Genomic DNA, 24,760 nt, shown 5'->3' with positions numbered 1-24,760 from the left:
CCATTAAAAGACCAGGGGCTTAGAACTACTAAACCCCTGGATTACTCAAAGTGATAATTTGTTGTAAGTTACTGCGTAACCTTATTTAACACCAGTTGCCAATCGCTATAATCATTGGTGGTTGCCTTAACCGTTTTTAAGGTGTTGCTATATTGCGGATCAAAATACGCTGCCAGTGCCAGTGTTTTATAGCCATTTTTAGCATCCCATAAAGTGCCGGGCTTGTATTCGGCTTCGCCATTTTGGGCGCGGGCCTGGTCAAACTTAACTGTCGAATTTACAAATTCGCCGTGTGTTTTTTGCCCGGTTATGTAAGGCACCACCCACTCTACCGATTTTTTAATCGATGCTCCGCTTGCCGTGGCAGCCGCGTATTCGTCAACCCCGGTTGCGCGTTTTAGTATAATGGCCAGTTTAAGCAAAGGCTCCAAATCGTAAACGTGGTAATGCAGGGCATCGCGCAGTTTAAAATCAACACTAGAACCATCGGGCATCAGGTTTTTTTCTAACTGGCGTTTAAGGTCTTCGTCAACATATTTTTTATACTCGTTGTTGTTTATCGCGTAAGCAATCATTGCAACAATTTTAAGCCTGTGCGAGTTCCAGTTGTTATAACTAGTTTCTTTGTTCATGCCTTTTTTATGGCCTTCAATTTCGGCATCGGCGGTTTGCTTAAACCACTTTACAATAAGGTCGTTATCGTTTGGTTTTAGTTTAGCCTTAACCAGGTCGTAGGCTTCAATGGCCTGGTCTAACCCGGTATCATCAATAGGGTCGCCCCGACCGGTGTTAACTTTGGCCCAAGCCGTTAAGTAGGCCCCAAGGTTTGTTAAATAGTTTTTTTCGCCGCTAACGCGGTAAACAATGGCAAGGGCATACATTTTACCCATATCGCGCATGGCATAAGCAGTAGCTGTTTTTTTTGGATTGCCCTTTAATAAGCCTTCGGAACGAATGGTATCAATAGGGTTAGGGTTAACGTTTACGGCAACATCGGCAAGTGTTTGGTATTGGTTGTAAAGTTGTTTAACGCTTGCATCATTACCTATCAAGTCTTTCAGGCTTTGTACTTCTTTATCGTTTAAGCCCACGTATTGCGCGTTTACAAGCACAGGAAGCAATAGTAACGTAACGAGCAATAATTTTTTCATCATTGGGCTTTAGATTTAGGTGTTACTTCGACAGCAAATAACACCAATGGTTTAACGCCCGTTAATATAAAAGATTGTCGTAGGGGTAACGTTCGGTATGTGCTGCTTTTGCATGCTCATATACCATGCTCCTAAACTCTTCAATGTTCTCCTTGTTTAAGGCCGAAATAAATATAGCCGGACTGTTATTTTTTGCCATCCAGCTTTGTTTAAAATCGTTGAGCGTTAGTTTCAGCTCAGGCTCTGATGGCGTTACCGGGATTGGTTTATAGGCATCAATTTTGTTAAATACCGTAATAACGGGCTTATCTATAGCCCCAATCTCTTTAAGGGTTTCGTTAACGGTTTTAATCTGATCTTCAAAATTGGGGTGCGAAACATCAACCACGTGCAGCAAAATATCGGCTTCGCGAACCTCGTCTAAGGTTGATTTAAAGCATTCGACCAAACTATGCGGTAACTTACGGATAAAACCAACCGTGTCTGACAGTAAAAAAGGGAGGTTATCAATAACCACTTTACGCACCGTAGTATCCAGCGTGGCAAATAGCTTGTTCTCGGCAAACACTTCCGATTTTGAGATCATGTTCATGATGGTTGATTTACCAACGTTGGTATAACCCACCAATGCCACACGAATTAATTGCCCCCGGTTTTTGCGCTGTGTTTCATTTTGCCTGTCAATCAGTTTCAAGCGGTCTTTTAACAGCGATATTTTGTTCAGGATGATACGCCTGTCTGTCTCAATTTGCGACTCACCCGGTCCGCGCATACCAATACCGCCTTTTTGGCGCTCTAAGTGGGTCCACAAGCGGGTTAGGCGCGGCAACAGGTATTGTAGTTGCGCCAGTTCAACCTGGGTACGCGCCTGCGATGTTTGCGCGCGGGCGGCAAAAATATCCAATATCAGGTTATTACGATCGAGTATTTTAATCTGTAACTCATTTTCAATATTACGCAGTTGCGAAGGCGAAAGCCCATCGTCAAAAACGGCAATATCTATTTCTTCGGCATCAATAAACGCTTTAATCTCTTCCAGCTTACCCGTACCTACAAAGGTTGAACGCTCGGGCCTTAACATTTTTTGGGTAAAGGTACCCACAGTTACGCCACCTGCTGTTTGTACTAAAAACTGCAATTCGTCAAGGTATTCTTTAGCTTGTTCGGCACTTGCATCGGGTGTTATAACACCTATCAGAACTGCCTTCTCCTGCTTCACAGCAGTATCATAAAATTTTGGCTTCATTAAAAAATATATTCAGTTTACAAAAGTACGCAATTTGATTAACAGCGTATTGGTATGTATTTGTTTTAAGTGTGGGATAATTAAGTACCGTTACCCGCAAAAATTTAAGCTTATGGATGCTGAAGACGGAAGCCTATTGGCCGATGGCGATTCGGTATTGTTAACCAAAACACTGGATGTAAAGGACCAGCCTGTGCCCTTAAAGATGGGAACGTGATAAAAAACATCCGCCTTACCAAAAGCCCCGACTCGATAGAATGTAAAGTAGGTAAAAGTACGATGGTTTTGAAAACGATTTATTTGAAGAAGAAGAACTAAATGAAAACAAAAAAGGCTACTTGACAAATCAAATAGCCTTCTTATCAACACTTGAAACGGTTAGTTGATCTTAACTAATTTTTTTTGTGTTTCGGCTGATAACGATTTGATATCTAATATATCTAACGAAGCCTGCGCATGAGTACTTGATTGCAATGTTTGATTGATTTCTTTATCTTCTATTTTATACATAGCACCACTTGCCGGGTCAATAATTAGCATACCTATTACGCCACCAATTAATATGTTACCAATGTACCACCCATTTAAACTTCCTTCTATTGAAACAGTTCTATCTTCGTAACCGGTTAGGTGAAATTTAACCTGATATATTCCTCTCGAAAAGTATCCGGCACTTGAGCGTAAAGTAACGGTGGCAGGTGTTACGCCTTTAAAAACTTCAACACCTTTCCTGTCTGTAATGGTAATGGTAGAAGCGGGTGGGTTACTGTTTATAGTTACCGCGTACTTGCTGTGGCCAAAAATGGTAGCACAACCAGAGTTTAATAAAACAACAAAAAGTAAAAGGGCAGATAATGTTTTGGTTAAGAATAGTTTCATTCTAATTATAAAGTTTAAGTTAACTCAAATATATTTATACAATTTAAACTTAATGCCAATAATATTTAAACTTTTCGTAAAGTATCACAAAAATTTAATATTTCTAAATTCAGAAATAAATTACAACCCCTTCACAAATTCCTTCATCGCCGCTCCCGGGTCAGCCTCCTTCATAAAATTTTCGCCAATTAAAAAGCCGTTAAAGCCTGCTGCTTTTAGCTGCTTAATGGTATCGGTATTGCTGATGGCGCTTTCGGATATTTTGAGGAACTCGGCAGGTATATGCTCAAATAATTGAAATGATGTTTCTACCGAAACGGTAAAATCGGCCAGGTTACGGTTGTTTACGCCAATGGCTGTTAGGTTAGGCGTGATGCTGCGTTGCAACTCTTCTAAATTATGAACCTCCAGCAGCACATTCAAACCCAAACTTTTTGCCAGGGCCGACATCGATTTAATTTCCGCAGGTGTCAGTATGGCCGCTATCAGCAATATAATATCTGCTCCCCAGGCTTTGGCCTCTATAAGCTGGTACTCATCTATCATAAAATCTTTACGGAGGATGGGTATCTTGTTTACAGCACGCGCGTTTAGCAAATCTATCTGCTCACCCATAAAAAAATCGGTATCGGTTAAAACGGACAATGCCGATGCTCCTGCGGAGGCATAACCCGTAGTTACATCTTCAACCGATACCTTATCGTTAATTATGCCCTTTGATGGCGAGCGGCGTTTAAATTCGGCTATAATGCCGGTACGATTGGGCGCCAGTAAAAAATCCCGAAAGGAATACGTTTCACGATTGAACGCCGGCGATTGCTCTAATTGTGCAACTGATACATTAGCCTTAGCTACGGCTACTTCCTTTTTTTTATTGATAACTATTTTATCGAGTATGTTCATAAGTCTCAAGCACAGCCCCCCCCGCCCCCTAAAGGGGGAGCTTTTGATTAGCGTTTTTATTGGTTAATTAAATTCTATGTTTCTTGTTTGCATATTAGTTCCCCCTTTAGGGGGTTAGGGGGCTAACCAGTTCCCCATCATCTCCTTACCAAACTCGGTTAATATCGATTCGGGGTGAAACTGCACGCCGCGTACATCGTAGGTTTTATGCCTTAGTGCCATAATTGAGCCATCCTGTTCGTCAATGGCAGTTATTTCCAATTCGGCAGGCAAGCCTTCGTTTGATACTACCCACGAGTGGTAACGGCCTACTTTAAAAACATCGGGCAAACCGGCAAACAGTACTTCGGCGGTATCGGTTACCTTAATAGGCGTAGCGATGCCGTGCATAGGGCGGCTTAGGTTATGGAGTGAGCCGCCAAAAACTTCGGCAATAGCTTGCTGGCCTAAGCAAACGCCAAAAATACTTTTGCTTGGCGCATATCGCTCAATCACTTTGAGCAATAAACCAGCCTCTGACGGGATGCCCGGCCCCGGCGACAGGATAATCTTATCAAACCTATCCACATCTTCCATTGCAAATTTATCGTTTCTCCAAACCTCGCATTCCAGGCCAAGCTCATTAACCAAATGCACCAGGTTATAAGTAAACGAATCGTAATTATCTATTATTAATATTTTAGGTTCCATATTTTGTATCAAGTAGTTGGTATCAAGATTTTTTTACTGAATCTCACTTTATATTAAATGGCTATACTTTTTTGCAAGCCGGATATCATCTTTTGTATACCTGTAACTAAGTTACAGGTGGTATTTAATGTTTCATTGTTAATGTAATCAAACTCTTTTGCAATTATCAATTGCGTTTCTAATTCAAATGCCGAGCCTAAAGCAATATTCAAAAATTGGTGGAGCTCTTTGCCGGATTTTCTTCCACAACCTTCGGCAATATTTGAAGGTATAGAAACCGCTGCCCTGTTCATTTGCGATACCAAACCAATTTTTTCATCGTTAGGGAATGTCTTAGTTAATATAAAAATGGACTTTGATAATTGAATACCAGCTTGCCAAACTTTAAGTTCTTTAAAATTATGCATCCTTATTCTTCGGTCGTGATACTTGATACTAACTACTTGATACTTCCCATTAAATAGTTTGCGCCATATCAATTGCTTTGCGTAGGGCGGCAATTTTGTTGTTTACTTCCTGTAGTTCGCTTTCGGCTACCGAATCGGCAACTATGCCTGCTCCCGCCTGGTAATGCAGCACATTGTTTTTACTTAAAAACGAACGTATCATTATAGCGTGGATAAAATCGCCGTTGAAGCCCAGGTAACCTATGGCACCGCTATAAAAGCTGCGTTTGGTTTTTTCGTTCTCGTCAATAATTTCCATTGCCCTAAATTTGGGCGCACCGCTTAGCGTACCAGCCGGGAAGGTATCGGCCACAATTTTAAACGACGAAACACCCGGCTTCAATTTCCCGCTTACGTGCGATACCAAATGGATTAAATGGGAATAGTATTGAACTTCTTTAAAGGTTTTAACCTCTACATTTTCGCAATGGCGGCTTAAATCATTACGGGCCAAATCAACCAGCATCACGTGCTCGGCAGATTCTTTGGGGTCGTTCTCCAAACGGCGGGCCTCTATAATATCGCTCTCATCGTTGCCTGTCCGTTTAATAGTTCCGGCTATCGGGAATATGCTTGCTGTACGGTTTTTAATGGTGATCTGTGCTTCGGGCGACGACCCGAATATCCTGAAATTGCCATAGTCGAAATAAAACAGATATGGCGAAGGGTTGATAGAGCGTAACGACCGGTACACATTAAACTCATCGCCCAAAAACGGGGTAGAAAAAGCCCGCGAGGGTACAATCTGGAAAACATCGCCGCGATAAATATGCGTTTTCATTTTTTCAACCATCGCCTTAAATTCATCATCCGTAAGGTTTGATTGTTCCTGGCCGTTGGTTTCAAAGTTATATTCGGGGAAGTTTTTGTTCTTTATTAAAAACTCAACTTTCTGCAAGCCACCTTCGTTGGCTTCGCCATCGTACTGGTTATGGAAAATATACAGCTCGTTTTTAAAATGATCGATAGCAATAATGTACCTGTAAATATGGTACTGCATTTCGGGGATTTTTTTTATATCGTCGGCAACTACCTTGAGGCGTATAGTTTCAAAATGCTCAACTGCTTCGTGGGTAAAATAGCCAAACAACCCGTTGGATATTACCTTTAATGGTGTTTCGTCGGCTTCAAAGGCAGCAATAAAATCTTCAATTTGCTTAACCAGCTCAAAGCCGCCCTTTTCAACGGTTTGGGTAGTACCGTTGGGGTATTGGGTTTGCAAGTCGCCGTTGTTCAATATCAATCCGGCTATCGGGTCGCAGCAAACATAGCTTAGGCTGTTTTCGCGACTGTGGTAGTCGGAGCTTTCTAACAATAAGGCATTGGGGAAAACATCGCGCAAGCGTAGGTATATGCTTACGGGCGTTGTGGTATCGGCCAGCAGCTTTTTGTAGGTTGTTGTTAATTTATATTTTGCCATTTTTTTTATTCGTATTAAAATATGATATAAAAGAAAAACCCGACGATGGGTTTCGCCGGGTTCACTATTAGGTTTAAAATTGATTAGATATTTTCCAATAGATCACAAATCATCCGGCTGCCACTATGTGGTGCCACCAATAAAGGTTATTTGAGATTTGTATCATATTGTGGCGCAAATTTATAAAGTTTTTTGAAAGCGCAAATTTTTATATTAAATATTTTATGCCGAAATGCCAAATAATGACCTGTGGCTTTGAATGATAGCCACTATTACAACCAACAGGGCCAAGCCATAAAATATCAATACGGCACGGTGCTTAAGCTCGGGCAATACCGCTTTTTTTGATCGGCTGTGGCCAATTGTTATTAAAACAATTGCAAAAAGCATCATGGTTAAATGTTCAACCGTCCAGTAACGGGTGTCGGGCTGTTTCATGGTTTGGCTGCTAAACTCCACAAACGGACTTAAAAAATAAAGCACTACCCCTAAAAGCAATTGTGTATGTGCAGATATCATGGCAAACAGGTTTATAAGCCTGTTTCCGTTGGTATAGGGCTTTTTACCCAGCAAGCCGGCTATTGATTGCAATATGGCCAGCAATACCAAAACCACCACCACATACCTGAAACCCGAATGGAAATATTTAAAAAAGCTATAAGCGTTCATGTTGATTATTGTTTGATGCGAATATACAAGAAATATCTATTGACTGCATTTTGCCGTGCTTGTAACAAAAGTATTATCAACAACAAATTGCAATAAATTATTGATTTTTAAAGATATATTCGGGTTTAAAACTGACCTCATAATGAAAAAAACTTTACTTTTTTGCTTCGCCATTTTAATGGCGTTTTATACGCAGGCGCAGCAAACCTACCAGGTTAATGGCGCCTGGGACGTGCGCCCCGGCTTGTATGCCTTTACCAACGCAACCATTGTGGTAAGCGCCGATCAAACCATTAACAACGGCACTTTACTTATTAAAGACAGGGTTATCGAATCCGTTGGAGCGGGTATCCCTATCCCGAAAGGATATATTGTTGTTGATTTAAAGGGCAAATTTGTTTACCCCTCGCTTGTTGATGCCTTTACTACTTACGGCACGCCCGAAACTGCACGGCAGGCTTTTGGCGCCGGTGGTTTTAGCGGTGTACGCACATCGGTACCCAATTCTACCAAAGCTGGTGCTTATGGTTGGAACGAAGCTATAAAGCCCGAAATGAATGTAAAAGCAGTTTTCCATGCAGATGCGACGCAATCTGTCGATTTGAAAAAAAATGGATTTGGTACCGTACAATCTATCATTCGTGATGGTATTGCCCGCGGAACCTCGGCAGCCGTTACTTTGGGCGACGAGCGCGATAACCTGGTGATGCTAAACGACCAGTCGGCAGCCAATTATTCGTTTAGTAAAGGCACGGCGGCAACAAATTACCCATCGTCGTTAATGGGTTGCGTGGCCCTGCTTCGCCAAACTTACTATGATGCCCAATGGTATAAAAACCAAAAGGAAGAGTACAATATATCGTTAGACGAATTTAACAAAACCCAAAGCTTACCCCAGTTATTTGAAGTTAACGATGTGGCCAGCGTACTGCGCGCGGCCAAAATAGGCAAGGAGTTTGGCAAGCAATATCTATTTAAAACCGAGGGTAAAGAGTACAGGCGCATTGATGCCGTTAAAGCAACCGGTTCGGCCTTTATTATCCCGCTAACTTTCCCTGCCCCTTATGATGTTGAGGATCCTATTGATGCCCGCAACGTAAGTTTTGAGCAATTGAAAGATTGGGAACTGGCACCAACCAACCCTGCCGCGCTCGAAAAAGCGGGTGTTAAGTTCGCCATAACTTCATACGGTATAACCAATGCCCGCGATTTTTGGACTAACCTTAAAAAAGCTATCGATTTAGGTTTGAGCAAAAAGCAAGCCTTAAGCTCGCTAACCACAATCCCCGCCGAAATGCTGGGCATTGCAGATAAGGTGGGCACCTTGGGCAAAGGCAAAATGGCCAACTTCCTCATCACGTCCGACAGTCTTTTTAAGGCTGATAACATTATTTACGAAAACTGGATAGAGGGCCGCCAATACGTAGTGAGCCGTATGGATGTAGCCGACCTGCGCGGAACATATACCATTACCGGCGATGGCCTGGCTAACACCACTTTAAGGTTAAGCGGCACACCCGGAACCTATACCGCAAGCGTTTTACGCTCGGGTGCCGACAGTGCAATGGTAACCGGCACTTTTACCCGAGGGGGGGATATTGTAGGTTTATATTTTGATTTTAAAAGCAAACCTGCAGGTATCATCCGGTTGTCGGGCTATATATCAGCTACATCGCCCATAACGTTTAAAGGGACGGCAGTAATGCCCGATGGTGCCAATAGCACCTTTACAGCCACCTATACCGGCCCTGTACCCGCAGGTGGTTTTGGAGGTGGCCGTCGCGGTGGTGGAGCTGCGGATGCTGCCGCAGCAGTTAAACCCAACTTAACTGTTGGCCCGGTAATTTACCCTTTTGTAGCTTATGGTAACGCCGTGTTGCCTAAAGCCGAAACCGTATTATTTAAAAATGCCACCGTTTGGACAAACGAAAAACAAGGTATACTAACCAATACCGATGTATTGATTGAGAATGGCAAAATAAAAGCCGTGGGCAAAAACCTTGCTGCGGGCAACGCCAAAATTGTAGATGCTACGGGCAAGCACATTTGCGCGGGTATTGTTGATGAGCATTCGCACATTGCAGCAACCGGCGGTATAAACGAAGGTACCCAGGCCGTTAGTGCCGAGGTGCGTATTGCAGATGTTTTAGATGCCGACGATATTAACCTTTACCGCCAGTTAGCGGGTGGCGTAACCACTTCGCACATACTGCACGGTTCGGCTAACCCAATTGGGGGCCAAACTCAGCTAATTAAACACCGTTGGGGTGTATTGCCGGATGAAATGAAGTTTGAAGGCTCGGACGGGTTTATCAAATTTGCCCTGGGCGAAAACGTAAAGGGCAGCAACAACGGCGGTATCAATACCAACCCCCGTTTCCCGCAAACCCGTATGGGCGTTGAGGAAGTTTATATCGACGAGTTTACCCGCGCAAAAGAGTACAAAGCTGCACGCGCCGTTAAAGATAATACCGTGCGCCGCGACCTGGAGCTGGACGCCATTGTTGAAATTTTGGATAATAAACGCTTCATTACCTGTCACTCCTACGTACAATCGGAATTGAATATGCTGATGCATGTTTCCGATTCTATGGGCTTCCACATCAATACCTTTACCCACATTTTGGAAGGCTATAAGGTTGCCGATAAAATGAAGGCTCACAACATTGCGGGTTCTACCTTTAGCGATTGGTGGGCCTACAAAAACGAAGTTGCCGAAGCTATACCCTACAATGGCAAGCTGATGCACGAGGTTGGCCTGGTTACTGGCTTCAATTCCGACGATGAAGAAATGGCGCGCCGCTTAAACCAGGAAGCTGGCAAAGCCGTAACTTACGGCAAAATGAGCGAAGAAGAAGCTTTAAAACTGGTTACCCTTAACCCCGCCAAAATGCTGCATGTGGATAACCGCATTGGCAGCATTAAACCCGGTAAAGATGCCGATTTGGTTGTATGGTCAACCGACCCGTTATCAATTTACGCCGTTGCCGAGAAAACATATGTTGACGGTATACCGTATTGGGATTTATCAAAAGATGCCGAAAACCAAAGAGCCATGAAACTCGAGTCGGGCCGTTTGATCCAAAAAATGATCGAGGCTAAAAACGGTGGTGCATCTACACAAAGGCCAGCGTTTAACCGCCGCCGCGCATACGAATGTGAAACCCTGGAAGAGGACCAATTTGTAGTTGAGGACGATTACATACAAGATGTAAAACAACGCGCCATATTACATGCAGCTCAAAAAAATCAATAATCCACAGTTAAAATAATCATGAAAAAAACCATATTAAGTTTAGGGGGATTATTGCTCGGCACAGCCCTCGCCCATGCGCAGGCCAATATTTCGCCGGCAAAAGCACAATCAAAACCCATCGTAATTACGGGCGCAACCATCCATGTTGGTAACGGGCAGGTCATCAACAACGGTTACATCGCCTTCGATAAAGGCAAAATTACCGCCATTGGCGAAGGCAAAGCACCAAATACCGCCGGTGCCGAAGTTATTAACGCCACAGGCAAACAGGTTTACCCTGGCTTTATTTGCCCGGTAACTACACTGGGCTTAGTTGAGATAGAAGAAGGTGCCCGTGGCACCATTGATGATGCCGAAACCGGCGATCTTAACCCTCACGTGCGGTCGTTAGTGGCTTATAATACCGATTCTAAGGTGATACCAACCGTCCGTTCTAACGGCATTTTGCTGGCGCAGCCAACACCAAGCGGCGGCTTAATTTCGGGCGAATCGTCTGTTGTGCAACTGGACGCCTGGAACTGGGAAGATGCCGCTTATAAAAAAGATATAGCCGTGCACCTAAACTGGCCGAGCGCAGGTGGCGGTCGTGGTTTTGGTGGGGGCCGCCGCGCAGCAGCTACAACAACACCGCAGGAAACCCCGGCCGAACGCGCCCAAAAAGCTATTGATAACATTGTTAACCTTTTTACCCAGGCCAAAGCCTATAACGAACTTGCCAAGCCCGAAGTAACCAATATCCGCTTTGAGGCCATGAGGGGTTTATTTAACGGCAGCAAAAAGCTGTTTGTAATTGCCGATGGTGCTAAAGAGATTGTGCAGGCCGTAAAGTTTGCCAAGCAATTTAACCTTTCGGAAGTTATTGTTGGCGGCAAACAGTCGTACCTGGTAACCAACATTTTGCGGGATAACAATGTACCCGTCATCATCCGTGAAACCCAAACCGTACCCGAACGCGACGAAGACGACGTTTACCTGCCCTACAAATTACCCCACATTTTACAGGATGCAGGTGTAATGTATGGCCTAACAGGCACAGGCTTTTGGCGCCAGCGCAACTTACCTTTTGAGGCCGGGCAGGCAGTAAGCTACGGCCTAACCAAAGAGCAGGCACTAGCTATGATAACCATTAACAACGCCAAAATTTTAGGTATCGACAAAACAACCGGAACCCTCGAAACCGGTAAAGACGCCAACCTGTTCATCTCAGCCGGGGACGCCTTGGACATGATAACCATCGACGTACAAACCGCCTTCATCCAGGGCCGCGACATTAACCTCGATAACCTGCACAAACAACTATACCGCAAGTTTGCCGATAAATACGGCGTAAAGGCCGATTAAGATATAATTACCATATCAAGCAATAAAAGCCGCCTTTGGGGCAGCTTTTATTGCTTGATATGGTGCTTGTGTATCCGCTGGCTTTAATTTTTGCCTATCAACTGTGTATTCATCAACCGTTATGAGCCACAAAAAAACCGCCTATAATTTTACTTATAGACGGCTCTTTACAAAACACTTATATTAATCAAACACTACTATTAAAGCCGGAATTTCGCAACCCGCACATTAACTGTCTACAAGTATACGGTCATCGGAGCAGCATAAATGAAACATAAGGCTTTTGTGCTGCTGTTGTTTTACCTACATATCCTATTGCAAAACCTACATAAACACGCGTACTTGCTGGCACGTTTGTACTTGTATACGAAGAGATAACAGCCGCGGCTGTTTTAGCCGCGCCAGCTGCACGTACCTTCCAAATACGGTTTGCACCTACAATTTTCAATACCACATCCGGACTATTTTGCATAAACTGCAAATTACTAACCAGCAACGTATCCGAACTTTGGTCGGCAGCGGTTGCGGCACTGGCACCGTAGTATATATCTACTGCGGGTGTGGCTGGCATTAAATTTACAAAGTGGAACCGGGCCGAACCGGAATCTGCTAACGCCAGGTTTTCTTTAATTAACACACTTTGCGTGTTTGCTGCTGTGTCAGCGGTATGTAATGTGTAACTGGTATTACCTGTTAACTGCAAAGTAGTACTATACAATACCACCGAATCTGTTCCGTTATCAAACTTATGTGGCATTACCATCGAAAACTTAACTGCTCCTGAAGGAACCTCTAAAACATCAGCAGTGCTATTACCACCAGTATTATAACCGCCACCAGGGAATGGTGATCGGGCAGGCAATAACCCACTTATGCGCTGATCGTTTATTTTGTAAAAAACTGTACGGGCATTGGCATACATTGATTCGTTATTTATTTTAATAGTAGCGTGGTTATCATCCAACAATGTTATATCGCCATAATGTATCACAGCCTTGCCACAGCCAACGATGATAGCAATCAGGCTAATAACGCAGATAGCTATAATTGAACTTTTCTTTTTCATTCTGATCATTTTTATCACTTAAATAATTAGGGTTGACTAAACCACATTTCCACAGTATTGTAATTTGGTGCTAAACCACCAATTGCATTAAGCGCAGCCGCATTCCATACATACTCTGAGTTATAACGAGGCCTGTTACGGTAAGCATATTTACCAAACATTAGTGTAGCAGTTGGTATTTGATAATAGGTACGGAAAACGGTTGGGCTATACTTATATTTCCGCAAATCGCACCAGGTTTCGGTACCGGCCCAGCCCCATTGGGCAATATACTTTTGCTGCATAATATCGGCTATCGTAAGGTCTGTTGGGCTAGCCAATTGCACTACTTCGCTGGATGCCATATAATTGCTTATTTCGGTTGTTGATATTGCAGCATCTGGGGTAAGCGCAGTACGGCCGTACTGATTATAAAAATCAAACGTGGCCGAAATACCATTTCTGTATGCCGTTACTGCGGCTGTATTGCCCACATTACTATTCTTAATAAAATAAGCCTCTGCCAAAGCAAATTGCAATTGCGAATACGTCATGATAGGGTAGCGGGCCTTATCGGTAAAAATATATTTACCGTTATAATAGGTTTGCCCCGATGGTAAATAACCCAATACAGTAGGCTCTGTTGTAAGGTTGGATCCCAAGGTTGGAGTTACAGCATTGTAAATGGGGCTACCATTGGAAGTAGGATTCGATGCGGACACAGCAAGCCCTGGTGTTAAAAACCGGCTTAAGCGTGGATCTAAAGATGTAGTAGGACTTGGTGTAGGTGTTCCCCTAACACCACCGGTTAGCAAACCTAAAATAGTTGTTGTTTGCCTGCCATAACCTGTACTTGAATTTAATAAGCCTGTATTTGAAGTACCTGCATTAAGTGGCCCAAGCGGATTGGCATCTACATAAGTAGCAGCGTTAAAATATATAGATGCATCTTCGGTTTCGTTAGCCAACGATAAACCTACATATTTAACAACGCTATCGGCATACTGTGTTTTGTACTCGGCTTTATTAACTAAGTGCCCATATTGTAACGCAAATAAGCCATAAACAAATTTCTTCCATTTGGTTTTATCGCCTTTATAAATTCCATCACCTGTAGCAGTTGCTTGTAGCGTTGGCGCATAATTAACAGGGCTTGTCATGTTCATATACTTAACAGATAAGTTACCCCATTCCCTCACCTTGGCATACACATCGGGCTGATCCTGATAACTATAAGTTAACTGGCCTGCTGTAAAAGCATCGGTAATATTTAGCGGGCCGTATTCATCAGTACCTATTTGATAGGCCCATGCCTTGATAGCATAACCAATCCCGGCATATTCATATTTTTGATTGGCAACAGCATCTTTAATCAGGTTTTCCAGGTTAATACCCAAATCAAAATACACCATCCGCCAAACCACACCGCCTACATCACTTGCACCAGGGTATCCGTGTTGTTCCCAGTAATATGTAGCAACGCTTGATGCATCAACGCCTGCCATATTTTGCGTTAATTTTGATATCGATCTGGTATAATCCTGCTCGGTCCCGTTACACATTTGGTATTCTATCGGCGGTAAAAGTAACTCCGCTTTCACAATCTGTGGTACCACCGGATTTGAGTTGATATCAAGGTATTTTGTACAGCCCGAAGCTGTAGCAAGTAAAGCCGTTGTTATGGTTAATAATTTATATATGTTTCTCATTTTATTCTCTCCTTATAATTTTACACTTAAACCTATATTATAACTGATAGGCTTACCAACGTTACCATAATCGATACCGTAACCGCCAATACCTCCCGACGACGCATTTGTAGCATTACTTTCCGGATCCATACCTGAGTAATTGGTTATGAGTATAGCATCGGTTACCGTAAAGAATACGCCCAATGATTTTACGAACCCTAACCTTGCCAATGTTGATTGCGGAAAGTTATACCTTAAAGTTACATCGCGTAAGCGTAATGTTTTAATATTATGTTCTACAAACATCTCGGGCGATACGTTAGTAGTATAATAAGAAGAGTTAGAGTAAGGTATGATAGCTATATTATTAGGTGTTGGATGATTGGTATTTTGAAATCCATCGTTAAGTACACCGGTAATAATACGTGGTACCTCTCTATCAAGCGTTTTCACACTGATACCTTTGGTATAAGCCTCGTACTCTGTACCATTAACAACATCGCCACCATAACGCAGATCCCATAAAAACGATAAACTAACAGATTTATAGCTAAACGTATTATTTAACGAAGCATTAAATTTAGGCGTACGATCACCTATCGGATAATAGTTAACATCTGATATTGTAGGTAAACCGGTTGATGGATTTATCAATGTCTGGCCGGCATTGTTTTTATCAAAACGGGGTCCGGTAATTGTACCAATGCTATATCCCGGTGCTACTGCGCTCCTAATAGTACCAACAATCTGGGTATCCGAATCATATAACTCCGGCAATTGATTTGCGATAGAAACCACTGTACCTTTATCGTGCGAGAAATTCAGGATAGTATTCCAGTTAAACTTGGCGCTTTTAATTGGGTTAGCTGTTATTTGCACCTCAACACCGTTGTGCCTAACAATACCGCCATTTAAATACTCAAGCACAAAACCGCTGATGTAACTTAAACGGGGAAGAATGATCTGGCCTTCGCTACGTAAAGTATAGTAGTTAAAGTCTAAGCCTAATCGGTTATTTAAAAACTGTAGTTCTATACCTGTTTCAAAGTTCTTGGTCCTTTCCGGGCTAAGATCAGAATTTCCACCATTAAGACCCACCGCGTAACCTCCGCCTGTTGTACTTGCAGCAGTATAAACGGTACCTTTTAGATAAGGTTTACCGGGCTCTTTACCTGTTTCGGCATATGATACACGCAACTTACCATAGTTAACAAAAGGTAAAGCGTTTTGTACCTGCTTTAATTCGGTAAAGTTAAAGGCCATACTGGCTGCAGGGTAAGAGAAAAAGGGATATGAAACAGCTGTTGATCCTGTATTGGCATTATAACTGGCTGATAATTTGGATGATCCGTCAACCCGTTCTGTAAGCGTAACATATACTAATGATTTATAACCGAGTACAGCCTGCACAAAAGTACCCACGCTACGATACCGCGTCAAAGTAGTAGCGGCGTTACGGGTGGTAACCAGTGTATTATTTATACTGTAAAAATTGGGATCGCCAAAGTGCGTACCATATTGCGAGTTCACGTTATCAGTAAAATCACTAAAAGTGGCCCCTGCAATGTAAGTACCGCTGAACGATTTGCCCATTTTAGTTTTCGCAGTAGCAACAACCGACCCATTATATATTTTGGTAAGGTCCTGGTAATTCAATATGCTACCCAAAGTTGGTGCAGTTGCTGATCCGGAACCCTTATATGATTGCCCGTTATAAACCTGTGTACCATTTGTAGCGGCAACATCGGTACCAAATATGCCATTAATACTAAACCAATTGTTTGGGGTCAATAATAAATTAACGTTACCAATAAAACGGTCGCCTTTATCATATGAAGGATCTTTGTTCACGTCCCATAAAGGATTATCATACTCACTATAAATAGAAGCCAAATGCAATACACGATTACCGTTTGCATCCTGATAGTTAGTGATATCATAATCAGACGGAAAACGCATCAACTCCTCTAATGTGCCATTATTGGCTTTATTGGTTTTATTGTTGTTTGTGTTAACATAATTCATGGTTGTAGTAACCTTTAACAAGGGCGAAATGACAGCACTACCTGTTAAACGGCTGCTAAACCGGGTATAGGTTGTGGTGGGTATAGTACCTTTGGTATCGCTATACTCATTAGACCAGTAATAGGTAAATTTATCTGTACCGCCTTGTAACGCCACATTGTGCTTTTGGGCATAGCCGTGTTGGTAAAAGTTGTGAATGTTATCATAAATTTGCGTACCTGCTACAAATTTAGGCCCAAAAAAGCTTGATGTTGATGAGCTAAAAACCCCACCAGTAGTGCCCGAATTGTACACCTGTTGTATTTCAGGGAACTTATTTACCACTGATTCTCTGAATGAGTTAGTATAGGTAACACTACCGGCACCTGCTTTTCCTTTTTTTGTGGTTATCAAAATTGCACCACCCGAACCCGCACTACCGTATAAGGCCGTTGCTTCAGGGCCTTTCATTATGGTGTATGTTTCAATATCGTAAGGGTTAATATCCATAGCACGGTTTGAGTAATCTTGCGCGCTATTTGCACCATTAGTAACCAGGTTATTTTGGTTTAGAGTGGTGTTGTTAATAGGCACCCCATCTACCACTATCAAAGCGTTGTTATCGCCGCTGATAGATGTAAAACCCCTTAACACAATTTGTGCCGAAGCTCCAGGCGCACCGTTTGTGCTGTTAATTGATAAACCGGGTACACGGCCCTGCAAACCGCCAAAAAAGTCTTCGCGCTGGGTTTCTGATACCTCATCGCCTTTAACTATTGGCGTAGAGTAACCCAAACTCTTTTTATCACGCGGGATGCCATAAGCTGTAACCACAACCTCGTTTAACGTACCGGCAGATTCCTGAAGTTTTACATTGTAACCGGCGGATGTGCCAACGGTAACCTCTTTGGTTACATAACCAATAAATGTAAAGACCATAATTTGACCGGCCTTAGCTGTTATAGAATAATCGCCGGAACCATTTGATACGGCCACAATTGATGAGCCCTTTAAACGGATCGTGACGCCGGGCATGGGGCTACCATCTCTTTCGTCGGTAACCTTCCCCTTAACCATACTTTGCGCCATAACTTGTGTTAGGCAACAAAATACTGCAAGAAAAAGCATGAGTAGATTTTTTTCATACATGAGTTTATTTAGAGTTTGTTATTTAGTTGAAATTTTAAGCAAACTATTAATGGCGCATCCCGAACACTTCATCGTTCCTTTTTACCTTGATAGCCTGATGTAATAAAAGCAATTGTTACCGAAGAAAAAATCAGCCCGAAATGCCGACAATAAATCCATTATCTGCATTTTTATACCGAATTAAACCCGGCACAAGGGCAAACATGCAACAACACGCAAGTGCAACTATGCAAAATATGAACTTCAAGGCTAATTTAAATAAAAATAATTTTATTGTTTGCATGTTTCGGGCAATTTAATTTAAAAAGTCGGCAAAAAAATGCAACTTTAGTTTAATATTCATTTTAACATCGTTTTTATGCTGAAAAAAGAAAGACACGCTTTAATTATTAAAGAAATAAACCTGCATAATAAGGTATTGTCTTCAGATCTCGCCCTCCGACTTAACGTTTCGGAAGACACCATCCGGCGCGATTTAAACGAAATGGACGAAGCCGGTACAATTGTTAAAGTACATGGCGGTGCATTGTCGCGGTCATACCACTACCCTTTTCAGCAGAATGATATTTATGCCGGCGATGCAAAAAAGGAAATTGCCAAAAAAGCCATGAGCATGATTAAAGATGGCATGGTGGTACTAACCGGCGGCGGTACAACCGTTTTACAAATGGTGCGCCTTTTGCCCGACAACCGCACGGCAACTATTTTTACCATTAGTCCGCTTGTTGCCTTGCAACTGGCCGATCATCCTTTAATTACTGTAATATTAATAGGCGGGCAGTTTTCTAAAAACTCGCAGGTTTGTGTGGGTACACAGGTAGTTAGCTATTTACACGAAATTAGGTTTGATATTTGTTTTTTAGGAACCAATGGCATATCAATAGGAGATGGTGTAACAGACTCTGACCTGGACATTGTGCAGGTAAAAAAAGCGATGATAAATGCCTCAAACAAAGTAGCTATTATGTGCGTTGCCGAAAAGCTAAATACCGTGCAGCGCATGCGCGTTTGCCAACTGCACCAAATACACTGCCTGATAACCGATTTACAGCCCGACGATAACGCCCTGCACGCCTACCGCCGCGAAAACATTTTATTGTATTAACTATACCGGGAAACTAAATTTCCCCATCAATACCTGTGGGTTATTGCCTATTTTTATAGGTTGGCCGCATAAAGCCTCGTTGCCCAGCAGGGCAAAAAGTATGGCTTCTTTGGCGTCGGGCTGTATGCCCAGCTCATTGGTGTTGCCAATATAAACATGGGGCAACAGCTTTTGCAGGTACCTCATTATAAATGGGTTATGCGCGCCGCCGCCGCTTGCAAATAACCTAAGCCCGCTATTGATATTAAACAGGCCAATAGCGTTAGCTATGGTTTGAGCAGTAAAGGCACTCAGGGTGGTTATGATATCCGCATGAGCGATATTTAAAGTGGCCGATTGTTGCTGTGCGTGCTGCAAATAAGCTAAATTAAACAATTCGGGGCCGGTGGTTTTAGGCAATGGTTGGTTAAAAAAATCATGGTTTAATAATGCCGTTAAAAGCGCGCCATTAACACTTCCTGATAAAGCTATTGCCGAATCCTCATCATAAGCCTTTTCAAAATACAGTTGGCAGGCGGCATCAATTAAAGTATTGCCAGGGCCAATATCGGTACACATTACGGCTGTTGCATCACTATCGGCAGGTAAGTAGGTAAGGTTTGCAATACCGCCAATGTTTAACAATATGCGGTTTTGGCCAGTTTGGCTCCCTAAAATCACATCGCCATATAAGGCCAGCGGTGCACCCTCGCCACCGGCGGCTAAGTGTTTCTGCCTAAAATCGCTTATGGTTAATATACCTGTTTTTACGGCAATATGGTCGCCGTCGCCTATTTGCAGGGTGGCGTTTGGGTAACCGGCAATGCCATGCAGGCTTTGGGGGGCATGGTAAATGGTTTGCCCGTGGCTGGCAATATAATCAACATCGGCGGCAGCAACTTTCCACCCGGCAAGGCACTCTAATATTAATTCTGCATGAAAGCTGCCTATGTAGGCATTAAGCAAGGTCAGTTTCTCCAGGTCAACCAGCTTGCGCGAAAACACCTGCTTAATCTCGTTTTTAAATTCATCCCCATAAGGCACCGTTTTAAACTGCACCAACTCAAATTGTGTATTTAAACCGCTACCGGTAAACTTACACAGGGCAACGTCTAAACCATCTAACGACGTGCCCGACATTAAGCCAATGCCCAGCTTAACCGGCTTTTGGGCCGCCGCAAAAAGGCGCTGCAAATTGGTGTTAAGTGAAATCATTTTTGCAAATGTAATACAGATTTAAGTATTACCAGCCGGCAAAAAAATAACCGCCGCACCTAACCTACCTGTTTGATTTTAAAAAATATATATTTGTTTAACGCAACATTAAATTATGGCCGGGCTATCACAAACTCCAAACTTAAAACTCAATAACCGTTTACTGTCTCTGGATGTATTTCGCGGCCTAACCGTGGCGGCTATGATACTGGTTAACAACCCGGGCGACTGGGGCCATATTTATGCCCCCTTGGAACACGCAGCCTGGAACGGCTGTACCCCTACCGACCTTATATTTCCGTTTTTTCTATACATTGTTGGGGTATCAATAGTTTTTGCACTGCAAACCAAAGCTGCCGACGCCGCTCAACACGGTAAACTATTACTAACTGTGATTAAACGCGGCGCAATTTTGATTGGCCTGGGCTGGTTTTTGGCCCTATATCCGCACTTTAATTTTGGCACCATGCGCATACCCGGTGTTTTGCCGCGTATTGGATTGGTATTCGCTATATGCGGAGTAATATTTGTTAAAACTGAACGTAAAACCCAACTGATACTCTTCTGGACATTTTTAATAGTGTATTTTTTATTGATGACGCTGGTGCCCGTGCCCGGCACAGGCTATGCTAACCTGCAACCCGAAACCAATTTAGGCGCATGGCTGGACAGGACTATATTAGGAACCCCTCACCTTTGGAAAGAAGCCGTTACCTGGGACCCCGAAGGTTTATTGGGCACCCTGCCTGCCTGCGCTACAACTTTATTTGGTATACTTATAGGCACCTGGCTAAAACGTAAGGATAAAGACGAAAGTACCAAAGTAGCCTGGATGTTTACCGCAGGCCTTGGCGCAGTTATTTTAGGCTTAATTTGGGATTTATTTTTCCCCATTAATAAAGCCCTCTGGACAAGCTCGTACGTGCTGTATGCCGGTGGGTTGGCTACCCTTGGCCTGGCTTTTTTTTATTGGATAATTGATGTACAGGGCCATAAAGGCTTTACCCGCCCATTTGTAGTTTATGGCGTAAATGCCATCACCGTATTTTTTCTATCGGCATTCATCGTAAAAACATCTGCCCTTATTAAAGTTGGCGATAAAAAGCAGGCTGTTTTACAATATGTTTATCAGCACGTGTTTGCACCCTACTTTTCGCCCATAAACGCCTCATTGGCCTGGGCCATTTGCTTTGTACTATTTTTTATGCTGATACTAAGCTGGATGTATAAGCGGAAGATAATTATTAAAGTATAAGAAGCCCCAACCAACCCTCCCCGGTAGGGAGGGCTTAAAAAATATAAATCGTCGCCCATTGCTGTAGGGTTACGAACCAAAATACGTGGAGATTAGATTATTTCCTGATTCTTGAATCTTGATTCCTGGCTCTAACTCATTTTAAGACTTCTCTCGAAATAACTATCTTTTGTATTTCCGAGGTACCTTCATAAATCTGCGTTATTTTGGCATCGCGCATCAGGCGTTCAACATGGTACTCTTTAACAAAACCATAGCCACCGTGTATCTGCACAGCTTCGATAGTAGTTTTCATGGCTACTTCGGATGCAAACAGTTTAGCCATTGAGCTTGCCTGTGCATAAGGTTGCCCGTTGTCTTTTAACCATGCTGCTTTTAAGCAAAGCAAACGCGCGGCCTCAATTTCGGTAGCCATGTCGGCCAGTTTAAACTGGATTGATTGATGGTCGGCCAGGGGTTTACCAAAAGTTTTCCGTTCTTTACTATAATTCAGCGCAAGCTCATACGCTCCGGATGCAATACCTAAGGCCTGCGAAGCAATACCTATGCGGCCACCTTCCAACGTTTTCATGGCAAATTTAAAGCCGAAGCCATCTTCGCCTATGCGGTTCTCTTTAGGCACTTTAACATCGGTAAACATCAGCGAATGGGTGTCGCTTCCGCGGATGCCTAATTTATTTTCTTTAGGGCCAATGGTAAATCCCTCCATACCACGCTCAACTATTAAAACATTAATACCATGGTGCCCCTTTTCGGCATGGGTTTGGGCAATAACCAAATAAGTTGACGCCGAACTGCCGTTGGTTATCCAATTTTTGGTGCCATTAACAAGGTAATGGTCGCCCATGTCAATAGCCGTTGTATGTTGCGATGTTGCATCGCTGCCAGCCTCCGGTTCCGAAAGGCAAAAAGCACCTATCTTTTCGCCCTTAGCCAGTGGCACTAAATATTTTTGTTTTTGCTCCTCGCTGCCAAAGTGCTCTAAGCCGTAACACACCAGCGAATTATTTACCGATACCACAACCGATGCCGAGGCATCAATTTTAGATAGTTCTTCCATTACCAACACATACGATATGCTGTCCATGCCGCTGCCGCCGTACTTCGGGTCAACCATCATGCCTAAAAAGCCAAGTTCGCCAAGCTTTTTAACCTGCTCCGCCGGAAACTTTTGATGCTCATCGCGCTCAATAACACCGGGCTTCAGCTCTTGCTGGGCAAAATCGCGGGCGGCCTGGCGTATCATTAGGTGTTCTTCTGATAATTCAAAATGCATAATTGTTATGGTTTTATTAGTGTTAGGATGTTAGCGTTTAATACCGACAGCTTAAATAGTAATACATTCTGTCTTGAATCTTGATTCTCGGCTCTTGATTCTTTTCTCAATCAAATATAATTAATATGCATGCATAGTAAAAATATTTAAACAAAAAAAAGAGAGCCTTTTTGAAGCTCCCTTTCCCCTAATTAATTTAAACTATTGATTAAACCCAAACAAAGAACACAAATTACTCAGCATGGGCGTCTGAGAATTCAAAACAAAAAAGTTTTTATAGGTAGATGTAAATTTTTTATTTCAAAGATGTATGCAGGGCCTTTTTATTATGAATCAAAGGTAACCGCTTAAATAAGTTGAAACAAATACTAAAACGTCAGGAAATTTAATTTATCTTTAATAATTGATTGCTAAAAATAACTAATAAAGCAATAAAATATCGCTATTTTAAAGCTAATGTAAAAAACCGGTTACACAGCACTTAAAATAGCTCCTATTTACCATTAAAAAGCACAAAACTGATAGCCAATGCTGTTAACCGATTTTGAATATTTAAACACCTCAGAAATCGCTTTTAAAAAAAAGGTGGCCCTGCAAATTAAACGCCTCAGGAGGCAAAACCAGGTGAGCCAGGAAAAATTTTATACCGAAACCAACATTAATATAGCCCGGCTTGAATCGGGCAAGGTAGATATCCGGCTGGATACCCTGCGTAAAATATGCTACTATTTTGACGTTTCCTTATCGGGATTTTTTCAGGGTATCTATTAAAATTTGATAGATGGAATTTTTACGATCGGTTGAAAACTGGTGGATACTGCAAAGCCTGCTAGAAAGGATAGGGTTTATTACCGGCATTATTTGCGTTTTACTTGCCGCCTTAAACATTATTTGGAACTGGCCCTTTGCCATAGTAAGCACCGGCCTGTATATTTTTGTTTTTGCCACCCACCAACTCTATGCCGATATGGGGCAATATGTGTACCTGTTTATCAGCAATATTTATGGCTGGTATTACTGGAGTCGCCGCCCCAAAAGCCAAAAGGCCATACCGGTTATCCGCATATCAAAAAAGCAGGTATGGTGGTCGGTAATTATAATTGCTGTTTTATCGCCGGTTTTAGGATTTACACTAACCAGGCTGGCTCCTATTTTACATTACGCCCCGGCGGCATTTCCTTATCTGGACAGCTTTTGCACGGTTTGCAGCCTTGTGGCCCAAATATTTTTAGCCCGCAAGGTTTTAGAAAACTGGCTGCTATGGGTTTTTGTTGATATTATTTATATCGGCGTTTACAGCACTAAAAACCTGCAACTCACGGCTATCCTTTTTGTGATATATACCGGCCTTGCCCTTTTTGGATATTTGGATTGGCGCAAAGTTTACCGCAAACAAAATAACATTGCAGCATGAACGAGCCGCTTAAAATAGCAATAGTGGGTCCCGAGTCAACGGGTAAATCTACCATGTCGGCATATCTGGCTGCGTATTACCATACGGTTTGGGTGCCCGAGTTTGCCCGCGAGTATTGCGATAACCTAACCGAAGCGCCTACCTGGCAAGATGAGATTAATATGTTTCACGGCCAAATTGCTTTAGAAAACCAGTTGCTGCCGCAAGCCAACCGCCTGCTTATTTGCGATACTACCTTTATAACCGTAAAAATTTGGAGCGACCAAATGTTTGGCCAAGCCCCGCAACAAGTTTTAGACGAACTTACCCACCACCACTACGACTATTACCTACTGCTAAACATCGACCTGCCCTGGGAAGACGACCCGCTACGCGATTTCCCTAACCTGCGCGAGCATTTTATGCAGGTTTGGCATACCGAACTACAGGCTCTAAATGCAAACTATGTAGTTATTTCGGGCTTGGGTAATGAGAGGTACAACAATGCTGTTGATGCTATTGACTCATTTTTGGCTGCCAAATTAAAGTAAATAAATCAACGCGTTATTGCTTGGCAACTCTACATCAATAATTATTTCTTCTCTCAAAGGCAAATTACCCAAACTTTTGCTTGTGGGCTTTTCACT

The 24,760-nt window shown here is 42.7% G+C and carries 21 protein-coding genes and 1 pseudogene; 9 read left to right on the top strand and 13 right to left on the bottom strand.

The window, feature by feature from the left end; all coding sequences use genetic code 11:
* Positions 1 to 68: 68 nt before the first annotated feature.
* The gene (locus BDD43_RS09180; RefSeq protein WP_121197400.1) at positions 69 to 1,154 is read right to left on the bottom strand and encodes an alginate lyase family protein; all 1,086 of its coding nucleotides are present in this window, start codon (positions 1,152 to 1,154) and stop codon (positions 69 to 71) included.
* Between the two features lie 58 nt (positions 1,155 to 1,212).
* Complete coding sequence (hflX, locus tag BDD43_RS09175) at positions 1,213 to 2,397, bottom strand: GTPase HflX (protein WP_121197399.1); 1,185 nt, start codon at positions 2,395 to 2,397, stop codon at positions 1,213 to 1,215.
* A 112-nt stretch (positions 2,398 to 2,509) separates the two neighbouring features.
* Between hflX and BDD43_RS31050 the strand changes: the two are divergent.
* Positions 2,510 to 2,715, top strand: a pseudogene (locus BDD43_RS31050) (PhnA domain-containing protein).
* Positions 2,716 to 2,775: 60 nt separating this feature from the next.
* Here BDD43_RS31050 and BDD43_RS09165 read toward each other — a convergent pair.
* From BDD43_RS09165 to BDD43_RS09140, 6 genes are all read right to left on the bottom strand, one after another.
* Entirely contained in the window at positions 2,776 to 3,276 is a 501-nt protein-coding gene (locus BDD43_RS09165; protein ID WP_121197398.1) for a peptidase associated/transthyretin-like domain-containing protein, read from the bottom strand.
* Between the two features lie 120 nt (positions 3,277 to 3,396).
* Positions 3,397 to 4,179 carry an indole-3-glycerol phosphate synthase TrpC gene (gene trpC / locus BDD43_RS09160; protein WP_121197397.1) on the bottom strand — a complete coding sequence of 261 codons (783 nt, stop codon included), beginning with the start codon at positions 4,177 to 4,179 and terminating at the stop codon, positions 3,397 to 3,399.
* Between the two features lie 114 nt (positions 4,180 to 4,293).
* Positions 4,294 to 4,869 carry an anthranilate synthase component II gene (locus BDD43_RS09155; protein ID WP_121197396.1) on the bottom strand — a complete coding sequence of 192 codons (576 nt, stop codon included), beginning with the start codon at positions 4,867 to 4,869 and terminating at the stop codon, positions 4,294 to 4,296.
* 53 nt (positions 4,870 to 4,922) lie between these two features.
* Positions 4,923 to 5,276 carry a four helix bundle protein gene (locus tag BDD43_RS09150; RefSeq protein ID WP_121197395.1) on the bottom strand — a complete coding sequence of 118 codons (354 nt, stop codon included), beginning with the start codon at positions 5,274 to 5,276 and terminating at the stop codon, positions 4,923 to 4,925.
* A gap of 49 nt (positions 5,277 to 5,325) precedes the next feature.
* Positions 5,326 to 6,735, bottom strand: coding sequence for an anthranilate synthase component I family protein (locus BDD43_RS09145; protein ID WP_121197394.1), 1,410 nt, complete (start codon positions 6,733 to 6,735; stop codon positions 5,326 to 5,328).
* A 222-nt stretch (positions 6,736 to 6,957) separates the two neighbouring features.
* Positions 6,958 to 7,404 (bottom strand): cytochrome B, encoded by a 447-nt coding sequence (locus tag BDD43_RS09140; protein WP_121197393.1) that lies wholly within the window; start codon positions 7,402 to 7,404, stop codon positions 6,958 to 6,960.
* Positions 7,405 to 7,546: 142 nt separating this feature from the next.
* On the opposite strand from BDD43_RS09140, the gene BDD43_RS09135 reads away from it, so the two are divergent.
* Positions 7,547 to 10,660, top strand: coding sequence for an amidohydrolase family protein (locus tag BDD43_RS09135; protein WP_121201939.1), 3,114 nt, complete (start codon positions 7,547 to 7,549; stop codon positions 10,658 to 10,660).
* A gap of 18 nt (positions 10,661 to 10,678) precedes the next feature.
* Entirely contained in the window at positions 10,679 to 12,001 is a 1,323-nt protein-coding gene (locus BDD43_RS09130; RefSeq protein ID WP_121197392.1) for an amidohydrolase family protein, read from the top strand.
* Positions 12,002 to 12,251: 250 nt separating this feature from the next.
* Here BDD43_RS09130 and BDD43_RS09125 read toward each other — a convergent pair whose 3' ends face one another.
* From BDD43_RS09125 to BDD43_RS09115, 3 genes are read right to left on the bottom strand one after another with little or no spacing between them, the layout of a single operon-like run.
* The gene (locus tag BDD43_RS09125) at positions 12,252 to 13,067 is read right to left on the bottom strand and encodes a DUF4397 domain-containing protein (protein WP_162847010.1); all 816 of its coding nucleotides are present in this window, start codon (positions 13,065 to 13,067) and stop codon (positions 12,252 to 12,254) included.
* 26 nt (positions 13,068 to 13,093) lie between these two features.
* Positions 13,094 to 14,755, bottom strand: coding sequence for a SusD/RagB family nutrient-binding outer membrane lipoprotein (locus tag BDD43_RS09120; RefSeq protein WP_121197390.1), 1,662 nt, complete (start codon positions 14,753 to 14,755; stop codon positions 13,094 to 13,096).
* Between the two features lie 12 nt (positions 14,756 to 14,767).
* Complete coding sequence (locus BDD43_RS09115) at positions 14,768 to 17,830, bottom strand: SusC/RagA family TonB-linked outer membrane protein (protein ID WP_246001505.1); 3,063 nt, start codon at positions 17,828 to 17,830, stop codon at positions 14,768 to 14,770.
* 37 nt (positions 17,831 to 17,867) lie between these two features.
* Here BDD43_RS09115 and BDD43_RS30785 point away from each other — a divergent pair, with 37 nt between their 5' ends.
* Together BDD43_RS30785 and BDD43_RS09110 are read left to right on the top strand one after the other, a co-directional pair.
* Positions 17,868 to 17,993, top strand: a complete 126-nt coding sequence (locus BDD43_RS30785) for a hypothetical protein (RefSeq protein WP_262707406.1) — start codon at positions 17,868 to 17,870, stop codon at positions 17,991 to 17,993.
* Between the two features lie 255 nt (positions 17,994 to 18,248).
* A complete protein-coding gene (locus BDD43_RS09110; protein WP_121197388.1) occupies positions 18,249 to 18,995 on the top strand; it encodes a DeoR/GlpR family DNA-binding transcription regulator in 747 nt (248 codons plus the stop codon).
* On the opposite strand, the gene BDD43_RS09105 is transcribed toward BDD43_RS09110, so the two are convergent.
* Entirely contained in the window at positions 18,996 to 20,189 is a 1,194-nt protein-coding gene (locus BDD43_RS09105; protein WP_121197387.1) for an anhydro-N-acetylmuramic acid kinase, read from the bottom strand.
* A 115-nt stretch (positions 20,190 to 20,304) separates the two neighbouring features.
* Between BDD43_RS09105 and BDD43_RS09100 the strand changes: the two genes are divergently transcribed.
* Positions 20,305 to 21,444, top strand: a complete 1,140-nt coding sequence (locus BDD43_RS09100) for an acyltransferase family protein (protein WP_121197386.1) — start codon at positions 20,305 to 20,307, stop codon at positions 21,442 to 21,444.
* Between the two features lie 136 nt (positions 21,445 to 21,580).
* Here BDD43_RS09100 and BDD43_RS09095 read toward each other — a convergent pair whose 3' ends face one another.
* Entirely contained in the window at positions 21,581 to 22,720 is a 1,140-nt protein-coding gene (locus BDD43_RS09095; protein ID WP_121197385.1) for an acyl-CoA dehydrogenase, read from the bottom strand.
* Positions 22,721 to 23,248: 528 nt separating this feature from the next.
* On the opposite strand from BDD43_RS09095, the gene BDD43_RS09090 reads away from it, so the two are divergent.
* From BDD43_RS09090 to BDD43_RS09080, 3 genes are read left to right on the top strand one after another with little or no spacing between them, the layout of a single operon-like run.
* Positions 23,249 to 23,491, top strand: a complete 243-nt coding sequence (locus BDD43_RS09090) for a helix-turn-helix domain-containing protein (RefSeq protein WP_008506389.1) — start codon at positions 23,249 to 23,251, stop codon at positions 23,489 to 23,491.
* Between the two features lie 10 nt (positions 23,492 to 23,501).
* A complete protein-coding gene (pnuC, locus tag BDD43_RS09085) occupies positions 23,502 to 24,134 on the top strand; it encodes a nicotinamide riboside transporter PnuC (RefSeq protein WP_121197384.1) in 633 nt (210 codons plus the stop codon).
* A complete protein-coding gene (locus tag BDD43_RS09080) occupies positions 24,131 to 24,664 on the top strand; it encodes an AAA family ATPase (protein WP_121197383.1) in 534 nt (177 codons plus the stop codon). The genes pnuC and BDD43_RS09080 overlap by 4 nt, the downstream gene beginning before the upstream one ends.
* Positions 24,665 to 24,760 lie beyond the last annotated feature (96 nt).

The organism is Mucilaginibacter gracilis (genome assembly GCF_003633615.1).
Lineage (GTDB): Bacteria > Bacteroidota > Bacteroidia > Sphingobacteriales > Sphingobacteriaceae > Mucilaginibacter > Mucilaginibacter gracilis.
Note: the sequence above shows the minus strand (reverse complement) of the source record. Positions and strands in the feature narration are given on the sequence as shown.

Excerpts from the sequence above, each read along its gene's own strand:
- BDD43_RS09180 (WP_121197400.1), bottom strand. The coding sequence starts at position 1,154 with ATGATGAAAAAATTATTGCTCGTTACGTTACTATTGCTTCCTGTGCTT.
- hflX (WP_121197399.1), bottom strand. The coding sequence starts at position 2,397 with ATGAAGCCAAAATTTTATGATACTGCTGTGAAGCAGGAGAAGGCAGTT.
- BDD43_RS09165 (WP_121197398.1), bottom strand. The coding sequence starts at position 3,276 with ATGAAACTATTCTTAACCAAAACATTATCTGCCCTTTTACTTTTTGTT.
- trpC (WP_121197397.1), bottom strand. The coding sequence starts at position 4,179 with ATGAACATACTCGATAAAATAGTTATCAATAAAAAAAAGGAAGTAGCC.
- BDD43_RS09155 (WP_121197396.1), bottom strand. The coding sequence starts at position 4,869 with ATGGAACCTAAAATATTAATAATAGATAATTACGATTCGTTTACTTAT.
- BDD43_RS09150 (WP_121197395.1), bottom strand. The coding sequence starts at position 5,276 with ATGCATAATTTTAAAGAACTTAAAGTTTGGCAAGCTGGTATTCAATTA.
- BDD43_RS09145 (WP_121197394.1), bottom strand. The coding sequence starts at position 6,735 with ATGGCAAAATATAAATTAACAACAACCTACAAAAAGCTGCTGGCCGAT.
- BDD43_RS09140 (WP_121197393.1), bottom strand. The coding sequence starts at position 7,404 with ATGAACGCTTATAGCTTTTTTAAATATTTCCATTCGGGTTTCAGGTAT.
- BDD43_RS09135 (WP_121201939.1), top strand. The coding sequence starts at position 7,547 with ATGAAAAAAACTTTACTTTTTTGCTTCGCCATTTTAATGGCGTTTTAT.
- BDD43_RS09130 (WP_121197392.1), top strand. The coding sequence starts at position 10,679 with ATGAAAAAAACCATATTAAGTTTAGGGGGATTATTGCTCGGCACAGCC.
- BDD43_RS09125 (WP_162847010.1), bottom strand. The coding sequence starts at position 13,067 with ATGAAAAAGAAAAGTTCAATTATAGCTATCTGCGTTATTAGCCTGATT.
- BDD43_RS09120 (WP_121197390.1), bottom strand. The coding sequence starts at position 14,755 with ATGAGAAACATATATAAATTATTAACCATAACAACGGCTTTACTTGCT.
- BDD43_RS09115 (WP_246001505.1), bottom strand. The coding sequence starts at position 17,830 with ATGGCGCAAAGTATGGTTAAGGGGAAGGTTACCGACGAAAGAGATGGT.
- BDD43_RS30785 (WP_262707406.1), top strand. The coding sequence starts at position 17,868 with ATGAGTAGATTTTTTTCATACATGAGTTTATTTAGAGTTTGTTATTTA.
- BDD43_RS09110 (WP_121197388.1), top strand. The coding sequence starts at position 18,249 with ATGCTGAAAAAAGAAAGACACGCTTTAATTATTAAAGAAATAAACCTG.
- BDD43_RS09105 (WP_121197387.1), bottom strand. The coding sequence starts at position 20,189 with ATGATTTCACTTAACACCAATTTGCAGCGCCTTTTTGCGGCGGCCCAA.
- BDD43_RS09100 (WP_121197386.1), top strand. The coding sequence starts at position 20,305 with ATGGCCGGGCTATCACAAACTCCAAACTTAAAACTCAATAACCGTTTA.
- BDD43_RS09095 (WP_121197385.1), bottom strand. The coding sequence starts at position 22,720 with ATGCATTTTGAATTATCAGAAGAACACCTAATGATACGCCAGGCCGCC.
- BDD43_RS09090 (WP_008506389.1), top strand. The coding sequence starts at position 23,249 with ATGCTGTTAACCGATTTTGAATATTTAAACACCTCAGAAATCGCTTTT.
- pnuC (WP_121197384.1), top strand. The coding sequence starts at position 23,502 with ATGGAATTTTTACGATCGGTTGAAAACTGGTGGATACTGCAAAGCCTG.
- BDD43_RS09080 (WP_121197383.1), top strand. The coding sequence starts at position 24,131 with ATGAACGAGCCGCTTAAAATAGCAATAGTGGGTCCCGAGTCAACGGGT.